The following is an 11,769-nucleotide window of genomic DNA, read 5'->3' as shown; positions in this document are numbered from 1 at the left end:
ACAGAAATATTTGATTAATAATTAAGGATCGTAAATCATGATTCATGATTTATTCGCTCAATTTATAATTTATTGCCCATCTACCACCATGAAGAATTGTAGCGAACAAGGATATTACAAAAAACTCCGCTAGAGGGATGTTGAAAATGTATCAAATCATGATTAATGATACGACATTACGTGATGGGGAACAGGCAGCAGGTGTTGCTTTTAACTTAGAAGAAAAAGTAGCGATCGCTCAATTCCTAGATACCATTGGTGTCCATGAATTAGAGGTAGGAATTCCGGCGATGGGAGAAGAAGAAATTCGCGCCATTGTTGCCATTCGTAACTTAGATTTAAACGCTAAATTATTAGGTTGGAATCGCGCTGTATTATCAGATATTAAAGCTTCTATAGCCTGTGGACTAGAACGAGTACATATTGCTATTCCTGTGTCTGGAGTGCAAATTGCCGCTAAATTTCATGGACAATGGCGAGTAAGTTTACAAAAACTCAAAGACTGTATTAGCTTCGCCTTAGATCAAGGTCTTTGGGTATCAGTTGGTGGTGAAGATTCTTCTAGAGCCGACGAAAACTTTCTCCAAGATGTTGCCATGTTATCGCAAGAATGGGGAGCATCTCGCTTTCGGTTTTGTGATACAGTTGGGGTACTTGATCCCTTCCGAACTCACCTGAAAGTTAAGCATTTAGTATCAACTCTATCAATTCCTATTGAGATTCACACCCATAATGATTTTGGACTAGCAACTGCTAACGCCTTAGCCGGAATCAAAGCTGGTGCTGTATCTGTAAATACTACCGTTAATGGACTAGGAGAAAGAGCCGGAAATGCAGCTTTAGAAGAAGTAATCATGGCTCTAAAATGTATTTACGGTGTTGACTTGGGAATTCAAACTCAACACTTGTTAAAACTATCTCAACTAGTCGCTAAAGCCTCTGGTGCTAATGTTCAACCTTGGAAAGCAATTGTGGGTGAAAATACCTTTGCTCATGAGTCTGGTATTCATGCTCATGGTGTTCTGCAAAACCCCGTTACTTATGAACCTTATGCTCCTGAAGATGTGGGTTGGGAACGGCGTTTAGTCATAGGTAAACATTCTGGTCGGCATTCATTATCTAATCTCTTAGAACAGCATGGCATCTTTCTTGATTCTCAAGAAACCCAAGCTATTTTAGATGTAGTCCGTCAGCAATCAATCCTCAAAAAACGCAGTCTCACTACAGAAGAATTATTAAATTTAGTCAGCGAAAAAAGGTATTCCCATGCAACGTGATGAAATAGAACTAGACTCGCAACCCATTTTTGAAATCGGTCAAAAAGTTCGAGTTAAGAAACTAATCAAAAACGATGGAACTTTTCCAGGTAGAGAGATTGGGGAAGTTTTAGCAAACATTGGTGATGTTGGTTATGTTTCCAGCATTGGCACATTTTTGCAAGCTTATTATATCTATGCTGTGCATTTTTTGGAAACAGGGTACATCATCGGTTGTCGAAAAAGAGAACTAGAATCTGCTGAGGAAACACATGAAAGTAATGCTGCGAATGAATGATGCTGGTACTTTAATTGCCTACGTCCCTAAAAAAGATTTAGAAGAAGAAGTAGTCAAAGAAACAGATGGTGCAGCAGGTAAAATTCTCACTTTAGCTAATGGTTGGGAATTAGAATTTAGTGAATTTCCCGATAAAAGTCGTTTACCCGTAACTTTAGAAGCTAAACGCCTTCCTTAAAATGCAAGTATTCAGCCGTTAGTTATTAGCTATAGTGATTATCGGTTGAATGAGATAGAAGAACCCCACCCCTCACCCCTCCCCGCAAGCGAGGAGGGGGACATGGATTAATTATCAATTGGTAATGTGGGGTTTATTATTTTTTATTTGAAACATAGAGTTATCGCAAATGGGTGAAAAATATTTGACCTTATCGGAATTGAATATTGAGGGACAGTTTTTAGGGTTTGTGGGTAAAGATGCTGGGAAATATAAACATTTACAGTTAGCAGTTTCTGGGGGAAATATTAAACTGAAAATCCCTAAAAATTTACGTTGTTCGCTAGGTTTATCCTTAGTTCCTGGTGAACAAATTCGCATAGATGCTATTAGTAAATTAAACCTCCGTAACAATAAACTAAAACTGCAACTTTATCAAATTCAAGCAATTGGTTTTTGTGTGCTGGAAAATTTCCTTCCTCAACCCAAAGCCAAAATTATGGTATGTCAAAAATCTGGTTGTCTGAAACGGGGTGGAAAGGGGTTATTATCGGACTTAGAAAAAACTTTAGGCGATCGCGGTTTATCTGATAAAGTCATAATTGAACATACCGATTGTCAAAAACGCTGTAGCAGCGCTCCCAATTGTGTTTTAATGCTAGGTAAAAAACAATACAAGAAGGTTCAACCAGAAGCGATCGCATCTTTGCTAGAAAATCATTTAAGTGGTTGATGTAGCGTCACAAAATATACTATTTTGCTTGAATTATCTCGTTCCCAGTCTCTGACTGGGAATGCTATCACAAGAGGCTCTGCCTCGACTTCAGCTAGATAGTAAATAAAAATACTGATATCATAAACATATCTCATCTTTCCCATTCCTGACGCAAAGTATCCAAATGACTCAACATTGCTGCTTTTTTAGGCTTTAAAATTCCGGCGTTGCTGATTAAGGGTATGAATTTTAGTCTCACGCAAAGGCGCAATCACGCTTCGTGATCTTGAAGAGTAGACGCACTGAGGTTTGAGTTTTAAAGGTTCAATTTGGGAATTTCATACCTCAATTCAGCAACGCCGAATAATTTTTTCATTAAGAATTTGCAAATCTAAGAATAATATTGGTATCAAGTAAATAGCTTTTCATATTCCTCTATCATCATAAATATTTTCTCGACGTAGTGATTCATCTGATAGAGTAATACTACTTTGAGGAAATTGAGATAACCATTCCTGAAATTGTGCTACTTTTTCTGCTAATGTTAAATTTTGCTGTTCTGCTGGCAGAATTATATTGATATGAGAAAGTTTAGATAAGAAAAGTTTCTGATCTTCGGGAGTTAATTTGGAAACAATTTCTACAAGGGAGTCCACAAGTTGTACATTCATAATTATTTATGTTATTTACTAGGTTATGGACAACATTTCTGTATTTTAATTATAAACTCTAAACTGCAAAATTCTTTTAGTCCGTTTTAACGGAGTTTCGCTATGAGATTGGGAATTTATTCCCATGCGGGTGATGATGCTTCATGAAGTATAATATTTTCATCATTAAATCCTATAAATTCTAATTCAGACAAAAAGAAACAATCTAAAAATACCCAACGTCAATAACAATTGATCATCCTTGTATTCTGACAAAGGAAATCATGAAAAATATCCTCATATTAACCACAATTCTATCTTTAGGTAGTGTAATAACTTTCAAATCTATGCCTGTTGTTGCTAATCCCAGCCACCAACAGTATCAAGTTAACAAAGACGTTAAAACCATCCAATCCGTACCAATTCCAGCCAATGAATTACCACCACCATTAGACAAAAACGGAGTATTTAGAGAAATTACCAGTGGGGGAATAGCTGGAAAAACCTATGAAACAGTTTTACTAAAAGACGGTCAACTGATACGAACAAAAACAGGTGATGCTAACGACTCAGAGCGTAGTATCAAAAAAGTTACTGGAGAACAAGTTAAACAATTTGAAAAATTATTAACCCAAGACAAATTTGAACAATTCAACAAATTGAGTTTCCCAGCACCTCCAGGTTCAGCAGATTATATCACCTATACCATAACCAGTCAAAAAGCCACAACCCAATATAATGACATATCGCAATCTCAACTACCAAACAAACTAGATAAAGTTGTCAAAGCATGGAACGAATTAAAAAATAGTGCCAAATAACTAACCCAAATCCTCAACCTTTAGAGGAAGTTGAGGATTTAAATCACACTCTTAATTTCTCTCTGCGCCTCTGCGCCTCTGCGTGCAAAAAAATCATCCCTTCTCAACCAAACCCTCCAAAACCTGCTGTAAATCAGTCGTCAACTCAGCCACCGATTGTCTAGCAGCAACGCGACTACCTTTATAAACCGCATAACGTTGAGAAATAGAAATGGGTTCACCCACAGTTATTCTCACCTGCTGCTTACCCAATTGTGGACGATTTACAGGAATATTCCCCTTAATTTTATTAACCATATCCCATAAAAGTAAAGTCATTTCAGCAAATCTTTCCACCGTTGGTTTTTCGCGGATATACATCCCAGAAACAGCCACAAAACTCTCAACCAATCTCATGTGCCACATCCGAAAATATGCTTCTTCAGCGATTCTATCTCCCAAACTTTTCTCAATGGGTGATAATAATTTAATATCCTTAAAATCTTCCCTAAATATATAATTCCAACCGGCTTGTTCTACCCGTCTACATCTATCATTCCAATTCCCCCTAGATGGTAAATCAAAATATTGTTCAGCAATAAATAAAGCAATATTCATCACAGCTTGTAAACGATAAGCTAAAGCTTCATTTCTATCTATAATTTCCCCATTAGTAATTTTTTCATCTGGTAATGTTTGATGATAAAACTTAGTATAAAATTGTTCCATTACCGCTAATAAATGTTCAGCCAAACCTAACAATCGGGGATAAAGTGCAGCCAAATTAGCCTCAGTTTGATCCTGATTCACAGATAAACCACTAGCCGCTTCTAATCCAGTTAACAAATTTGCTATATTATCCCAAGGCTGATTAACATAACTATATTTAATGCCAATTGGTACAATTAAAACTTCCTCATTTCTTCCCGCTTTTTGCAAATCTTCCGCACACCAAAAACCCATCTGTGCGATACCCGGTTCTAAGGGACTAATAATCTCCGATAAACCATTTGTAGCACCTTCTGGCGCAGCAGCCATGGGAAACTGACCATTGAGATACAAATCCCGCACCGAACGCAACCCAGTCCAGTCAGCTTTACCGCGTTGAATCGGAGTTCCCCCCAAATGGGAAATTACCCAACCAACTTGAGAACCAGCCCAGAGAGGAATACCCCGATCATAGATAAAATGGGCATGAAGGGGATATTGTAGCTGTGTACCCCCAACTCGTGTTACTTTAGGCAAGATTTGGGACAGTAAATAGGTTAAACAAAGAGGGTCTGCTGTTTGAGGATGACGAAACGCCAACATAAACCGGATTTTACCATCCTGAAACCGTTGATAGCAATCCGCCAAAACTTCAACATTGTCTGCTTCAATGTTGCTAATAGGTGTTTTCCAGCGAATCCAGTTAGGTAGAACTAGATGTACCAACTTTAACAACAAAGGGTTAAAAGCTGGCGGAATAAATTCTAAAGGTGGTTGTGCTTGATACATTGCTTCAGACACAGTAATCATCTCCTCAAGTTATAACAGGTGACAGGTGATACCAATTTTATGTGAGGCTGCACAGAATAACAATCATTCATATTTATCTGCGTTTATCTGCGTTTATCTGCGGTTAATTATTCTGAAAATTTTATTCTATGCAGCTTCGTTTTAATTTGGTATGACATAGGTTAATCTTCAATAATTAATTGGCAAAATTAGCAAGTAAAGGTAAAAACAATGCGATTATCACAAATGTTATTTGTTACACTGCGGGATGATCCGGCTGATGCGGAAATACCCAGTCATAAATTGTTACTCCGCGCTGGTTATATCCGTCGCATTGGTGGTGGGATTTATGCTTATCTTCCCCTAATGTGGCGGGTTTTGCAAAAGGTTTCCCAAATTGTCCGCGAAGAAATGAATGCTACCGGCGCACAAGAATGTTTATTACCACAGTTACAACCTGCGGAATTATGGCAAGAATCGGGACGCTGGGACACCTATACTAAGGCTGAGGGAATTATGTTTTCTCTTGTGGATAGAAGAGAACAACAATTAGGACTAGGACCAACGCACGAAGAAGTAATTACCACAGTTGCCCGTGATATGATTCGTTCCTATCGTCAATTACCTGTCCATTTATATCAAATTCAAACTAAGTTTCGTGATGAAATTCGTCCCCGGTTTGGTTTAATGCGCGGACGAGAATTTATCATGAAAGATGGTTATTCTTTCCATGCTGATGAAGAAAGTTTGAAAAAAACTTACCAGGAAATGTACACTGCTTATAGTAATATGTTGCGGCGTTCTGGTTTAGCTTTTCGGGCTGTGGAAGCTGATTCTGGGGCTATTGGTGGTTCTGGTTCGACAGAGTTTATGGTGTTAGCAGAAGCAGGAGAAGATGAAGTTCTCTACACTGAAGATGGTAAATATGCCGCAAACGTAGAAAAAGCAGTTTCTTTACCAGCAGATGCGGAAATTTCACCTTTTACAAGTTACGAAAAACGGGAAACTCTGGGAACAGAAACTATAGATAAAGTTTGTAATTTCCTCAAATGTTCTCCTACCCAAATTGTCAAAAACGTTTTATATCAAACTGTATATGATAACGGTTTAACTGTTTTGGTATTGATAAATATTCGCGGAGATCAGGAAATTAATGAAGTTAAATTACAAAATGAGTTAACTAAATTAGCTCCTCAATTTGGTGCTAAAACTATTCTGACTTTAACTGTACCAAATGCTGAGGCTCAAGCAACATGGCAAGCAAAATCTTTGCCTTTGGGTTACATAGCACCTGATCTTAGTGATGATTATATTGCGGAAAGTAAACAGGTAAATTCTCAGTTTGTGCGGTTGGTGGATAAAACCGCTGTGGAGTTAAAGAATTTTGTTACTGGTGCAAATGAAGCTGGTTTTCACGTAGTTGGCGCAAATTGGGGTGAGCAGTTTAAATTACCTGCATTAACCGTAGATATTCGTAAGGCAAAATTAGGCGATCGCTCCCTGCACGACCCAACCCAAACCCTACAAACAGCTAGAGGCATCGAAGCCGGTCATATCTTCCAACTGGGGACAAAATACTCCCAAGCGATGGGTGCAACTTATACCAACGAACAAGGAGAAGAAAAGCCTTTAGTTATGGGTTGTTATGGTGTAGGTGTGTCACGTTTAGCACAATCAGCCGTAGAACAATCCTATGATAAAGATGGCATAATTTGGCCAATAGCGATCGCTCCCTATCACGCCATCATCATCATTCCTAACATTAAAGATGCTCAACAAATCGCCGTTGCTGAACAACTCTACACAGAACTCAACCAAGCAGGTGTAGAAACCTTATTAGATGACAGAGACGAACGGGCAGGAGTAAAATTCAAAGATGCAGATTTAATCGGTATCCCCTTCAGAATCGTCACTGGCAGAGCCATTACAAATGGTAAAGTCGAAATAGTCAAACGCGCAAATCGTGAATCTCAAGAAATTGTTATTGACGAAGTTATCAATACATTGCAACAATGGATTAAAAACGCAATAGAAAGTTAACATTCAACTATTGTAAACTGGGTATTCTGAGACCAAATCAGTCGAATTATTCCCATTCCTGCTATCATAAGTTGTCTCAAACCCGTAGGGGTGGAGTCTCCCCACCCTAGACTGCATTTTATGAGAACAAAAACCACTGTATTTCATGAAATTACCAAAAATTTAAGTATTACAGAGAAACCCTTTAATCAATTAAAATAATTTTTACTTAAACTCATCCTATCATTATACTGAGATAATTAACTGCAAACCGGATTTATGAGTCAGTGCCTTAACCCCGCGTGTCTACAGCAAAACCCACCAAAAACTATCCTTTGTCAATCCTGTGGCAGTCAAATAGTGCTGAAAGAACGGTATCGCGCCATCCGCATTATTGGTGAAGGTGGTTTTGGGCGGACATTTTTAGCAGTAGACGAACAGAGATTAGATACTCACTGCGTTATTAAGCAATTTCTACCCCAACAATCAGGAAGTGGTGCGCTCAAAAAAGCCACAGAGCTATTTGAACAAGAAGCATTCAGACTCAACGATTTAGGGAAACATCCCCATATTCCAGATTTACTCGCATTCTTTCCCCAAGAAGGCAGACTTTATCTAATTCAAGAATTTATCGAAGGTCAAAATTTATTAAACGAACTGCGACAAAAGGGGAAAATTAGCGAATCTGAAGTAAAAAAAATCCTAATTGAATTATTACATATTTTACAATTTGTTCATAACAATAAAGTAATTCATAGAGATATTAAACCAGAAAATATTATTAAACATTCGCAAACAGGCGCTTTATTCCTAATTGATTTTGGAGTTTCCAAAGACGTAGGGAACAACGTTCTCACCAAACTGGGAACAGTTACAGGTACACCTGGTTATGCACCACCAGAACAATTTCGCGGCATAGTTTATCCCAACAGCGACCTTTATAGTTTAGCTGTAACTTGTATTCGATTATTAACAGGATATTTCCAAAAACCAGATGGTACTGATCCACTATTTGATTTAACAGTCATGCAATGGATATGGAAAAAATATATATTTGTGAATCATGACTTAGAAATAATATTAGATAAAATGCTGCAAGACTTACCCTCAAATCGCTTTCAGTCGGCAACAGAAATTTTATCAGTATTGCAACCACAGCAACTTTCACAAATAACCATTTCTCCTAATCACTCCCAGCAAGTCACTACAACAATTGTTTCCCCGAAACAACCCATAGTTTTTAGAGACAATTTAGGAAATAATTTATTTTTGGAAATGGTAGGTATTCCTGGTGGCACATTCTCTATGGGTTCACCAGAAGGAGAGGGATATAAAAATGAAAAACCTCAACATAACGTGACAATTTCACCTTTCTACATCGGAAAATACCCAATTACCCAAGCACAATGGCAAAAAATCGCCAGTTTACCGAAAATCAACATAGATTTAAACCCTAAACCCTCATACTTCCAAGGTGCAAATCTGCCAGTGGAAAAAATATCATGGTTAGATGCCCAAGAATTTTGTGCTAGGTTGGGGGAACACACAGGTAAAATGTATCGCTTACCTAGCGAGTCTGAATGGGAATATGCCTGTAGAGCCAAGACTACAACTCCATTTTACTTCGGTGAAGCCATTAATACAGATGTAGTTAATCATAATAACAAATACAAACAGACCACAGATGTAGGCGAATTTCCCCCTAACAACTTTGGTTTATATAATATGCACGGTAATGTGTGGGAATGGTGCGAAGATTTTTGGCATAGGGACTATACAAATGCACCCAATGACGGTAGTGCTTGGACTAGTAACGATAGCAAACGCATATTGCGCGGTGGTTCTTGGCTTCAAGAGGCTGGGAACTGCCGTTGTGCCTATCGTAACTACATAGTTGCTGGTGGCAGTAACTACGGTAGTGGTTTTCGAGTCGCGTGTTCTTCTGGGTGATTCCTAATCTCCAATTCCCGCATCTCGTAATCGTTTCTCCAACTCCGCTAACCGTTGTAAAGCCTGCTCTTTTTCTCGTCTTTCTTGTTCTTTTTCTCGTCTTTCTTGTTCCTTTTCTCCTCGTTCCTTCTCAACCGACTCAAACCCCCACAATAATAAATTACCCTCCTTATCCCACCAGCGCAACCAATAACCATCACGGTTTTCGCGCTTTCCTTGCCATACACCAATAAATAAATCCATTTCCCCTAACCAATAACGGTTATTTTCATCAGGGGAACGTAATTGATATTTTCCTGAACTTTGTAACCGATGAACTTCCAAAACACCCGTATCAGGTGCAAAAATTAGATAATTTGCAACTTCTAACACCTCTTCATAAAAAAACCATTTACCAGGGGGAAAAGTCCTTTTACTAGAATATTCACTCCCATTTGCGTCAGAAAGAAATTCCATCACCACAACCGGTATTTCACCCTGTTTGTGAGGAGTATAACTACGTTGTATTTGCTCTCTAGGCACAGTAATTTTGGGTATGTAAGCCCAATCAGGTGCTTTGATGACAATTTTGCCATTAACTACGGTACAAATGCCGTAATTGGTCGTAGCCAGGGCTGTTTCTGGGAGTTTCCCTGCCAGTTGCAGGCTTTCCGTCAGTGCAGCGGCTAAAGAAGGTTGATTAACATTATCCACTGGTTCATCTTCTAAAACAAAATCTTCAGGCAAGAGTTCCCAGGTAATCTTGTGGGTCGAAGCAGTAACAACCATAACAACCACAAATAAGGGATTGATTACTAATTATAGTATTTATCAATTCATTTTTTCGGGAAATTGGCCTTGAAAATTTGATTAATATAGCAGATATGTATGGTGTGTAAAGCTATTGAGGGCATGGCTACGCTTAGAGCGACAGCACAACGCACCATTATTGACAATTTAATGCCAAGTAGGTGAACACAATAAAACCAACCTGTGTAAAGAAACGTAAAATCGCTGAAAACTTCTTTACTCTTTACTCTTGCCTCTTGCCTTGCTATAACGACAATTTTCAACGCCAACCTACTTATTTGATTTGCTTACCATATTTTACTGAAGTCTAATTTAAAAGTTTTTTCAAGAAACCATAGGATTTAGATAAAGAGAAAGGTAACGGACTTGTAAAGATCACTCTACAATTGGAGTGGCAAGAGGCAAAACTAGCAATAACAGTTCATGTCCAGATCAAAAGCCAAGATTTGCACCGGGGAATAACGTTTATAAACAGGCTACTTATCTTACAAATACTATTTCCATCCTCAATCCAGTAGGTTTTATATTGTCAGTAACCCAGCCCTAAAGGAACTGAGCTTGCAAGAAATTGCAAGCTGTACTGACCAGACCACCCTAAGCGGCTTGCCCTGAGCGAAGTCGAAGGGAGTCTAAGGGTAGCCGTTATTTGAGTCACGACACCTCGAAATGCGTAGCCAGTTTCCCGCTCTGTCGCTGTAAGTTAAACAGTTCTAAGGTCACTGGAACAGTGCTTTCAGCCTAACAAGCTCTTATAACAGGTCAAGGCTAACATTACCCCAGAAATGGGAGTTGGTTTCCAGATTCCAATCAAAAATCTGGTTTTAATTTTAACATCCACAGCGGTCAAAACCGTGGTCAGTGAGCTTGTCGAACTGCTCGTGTCGCGGCTGGTGAGCCGCGTCGAACCATCCCTCTCAGGTCTAAAGACGCTGAGTTTCCCACTTACCGCGAGGTTTTATGAATAACCAACAAAGAACTAACGGCGTTTCTTCCGGTGTGATAGCAGCTATTTCCGCAGCAGTGGTAGTGGTAAGCGGTGGTGTGGCTTGGTTTTCTGCCCAAACGCCCAATCCTCCTACACCTGATAACTCTTCACAATCTATTAAACAGCCCATCAAGCAATCAACAACCCAACAGGGCAATCAACAGACTGCTAGTATATACTGGCTCAGATCCAAGGAAAATCACCTGGATTTAGTTCCCCAACCCTTTAAAGTTGCTGCTACCCAACCCAATCAAGTTTTAGAAGCAGCATTTAAAACTTTATTAGCCGGTCGAAGTGAAGGCACAGGCTCTACTACTATTCCCCCGGGTACTCAACTATTGGGACTCAAAGCAGAAAATAATGATATTCATGTGAATTTGTCTGAACACTTTACCGCTGGTGGAGGTAGCACTTCCATGATGGGGCGTGTGGGACAAGTTGTATATACTGCTACCAGCTTAAATCCTAAAGCCAAAGTATATATCGAAGTCAATGGCAAACTTTTAGAGGTTTTAGGGGGTGAAGGTGTGGAATTACAACAACCTCTCACCCGCGAAAGTTTTCAGAAAAATTATCCGCTTTAGTCAGTTGTCAGTTGTTAGTTGTCATTGGGAAAATTCTTTCTCCCCCCCTACTTCCCCAACTCCCCCAAC

General features: G+C 39.0%; 11 protein-coding genes. 8 read left to right on the top strand and 3 right to left on the bottom strand.

What is annotated here, in order from left to right:
- Window positions 1-146 precede the first annotated feature (146 nt).
- The 4 genes from nifV to IQ228_RS11300 all read left to right on the top strand — a co-directional run bounded on the left by nifV (window position 147) and on the right by IQ228_RS11300 (window position 2,444).
- Window positions 147-1,277 carry a homocitrate synthase gene (gene nifV, locus IQ228_RS11315; protein ID WP_039201681.1) on the top strand — a complete coding sequence of 377 codons (1,131 nt, stop codon included), beginning with the start codon at window positions 147-149 and terminating at the stop codon, window positions 1,275-1,277.
- Window positions 1,267-1,554 carry a nitrogen fixation protein NifZ gene (locus IQ228_RS11310; protein ID WP_027404320.1) on the top strand — a complete coding sequence of 96 codons (288 nt, stop codon included), beginning with the start codon at window positions 1,267-1,269 and terminating at the stop codon, window positions 1,552-1,554. The genes nifV and IQ228_RS11310 overlap by 11 nt, the downstream gene beginning before the upstream one ends.
- On the top strand, window positions 1,529-1,732 hold the full coding sequence (nifT, locus tag IQ228_RS11305) for a putative nitrogen fixation protein NifT (RefSeq protein ID WP_193962887.1): 204 nt from the start codon (window positions 1,529-1,531) through the stop codon (window positions 1,730-1,732). The genes IQ228_RS11310 and nifT overlap by 26 nt, the downstream gene beginning before the upstream one ends.
- Before the next feature lie 169 nt (window positions 1,733-1,901).
- Complete coding sequence (locus IQ228_RS11300) at window positions 1,902-2,444, top strand: (2Fe-2S) ferredoxin domain-containing protein (RefSeq protein ID WP_193962886.1); 543 nt, start codon at window positions 1,902-1,904, stop codon at window positions 2,442-2,444.
- A 407-nt stretch (window positions 2,445-2,851) separates the two neighbouring features.
- Here the strand turns inward: IQ228_RS11300 and IQ228_RS11295 are convergent, their stop codons facing one another.
- Window positions 2,852-3,097: a hypothetical protein gene (locus IQ228_RS11295; RefSeq protein WP_193962885.1), complete on the bottom strand. Its 246-nt coding sequence runs from the start codon at window positions 3,095-3,097 to the stop codon at window positions 2,852-2,854.
- Between the two features lie 263 nt (window positions 3,098-3,360).
- Here IQ228_RS11295 and IQ228_RS11290 point away from each other — a divergent pair, with 263 nt between their 5' ends.
- Window positions 3,361-3,897: a hypothetical protein gene (locus IQ228_RS11290; RefSeq protein ID WP_193962884.1), complete on the top strand. Its 537-nt coding sequence runs from the start codon at window positions 3,361-3,363 to the stop codon at window positions 3,895-3,897.
- 93 nt (window positions 3,898-3,990) lie between these two features.
- On the opposite strand, the gene IQ228_RS11285 is transcribed toward IQ228_RS11290, so the two are convergent.
- Window positions 3,991-5,385 (bottom strand): glycerol acyltransferase, encoded by a 1,395-nt coding sequence (locus IQ228_RS11285; protein WP_027404324.1) that lies wholly within the window; start codon window positions 5,383-5,385, stop codon window positions 3,991-3,993.
- 219 nt (window positions 5,386-5,604) lie between these two features.
- On the opposite strand from IQ228_RS11285, the gene IQ228_RS11280 reads away from it, so the two are divergent.
- Window positions 5,605-7,413, top strand: coding sequence for a proline--tRNA ligase (locus tag IQ228_RS11280; protein WP_193962883.1), 1,809 nt, complete (start codon window positions 5,605-5,607; stop codon window positions 7,411-7,413).
- Window positions 7,414-7,671: 258 nt separating this feature from the next.
- The gene (locus IQ228_RS11275; protein WP_193962882.1) at window positions 7,672-9,342 is read left to right on the top strand and encodes a bifunctional serine/threonine-protein kinase/formylglycine-generating enzyme family protein; all 1,671 of its coding nucleotides are present in this window, start codon (window positions 7,672-7,674) and stop codon (window positions 9,340-9,342) included.
- A gap of 3 nt (window positions 9,343-9,345) precedes the next feature.
- Here the strand turns inward: IQ228_RS11275 and IQ228_RS11270 are convergent, their stop codons facing one another.
- Window positions 9,346-10,110, bottom strand: a complete 765-nt coding sequence (locus IQ228_RS11270) for a Uma2 family endonuclease (protein ID WP_027404327.1) — start codon at window positions 10,108-10,110, stop codon at window positions 9,346-9,348.
- Between the two features lie 978 nt (window positions 10,111-11,088).
- Between IQ228_RS11270 and IQ228_RS11265 the strand changes: the two genes are divergently transcribed.
- Window positions 11,089-11,700, top strand: coding sequence for a GerMN domain-containing protein (locus tag IQ228_RS11265; RefSeq protein ID WP_193962881.1), 612 nt, complete (start codon window positions 11,089-11,091; stop codon window positions 11,698-11,700).
- The last annotated feature ends 69 nt before the right edge of the window (window positions 11,701-11,769 follow it).

It is taken from the genome of Dolichospermum sp. LEGE 00246 (assembly GCF_015207865.1).
GTDB classification, from domain to species: domain Bacteria; phylum Cyanobacteriota; class Cyanobacteriia; order Cyanobacteriales; family Nostocaceae; genus Dolichospermum; species Dolichospermum heterosporum.
Note: the sequence above shows the minus strand (reverse complement) of the source record. Positions and strands in the feature narration are given on the sequence as shown.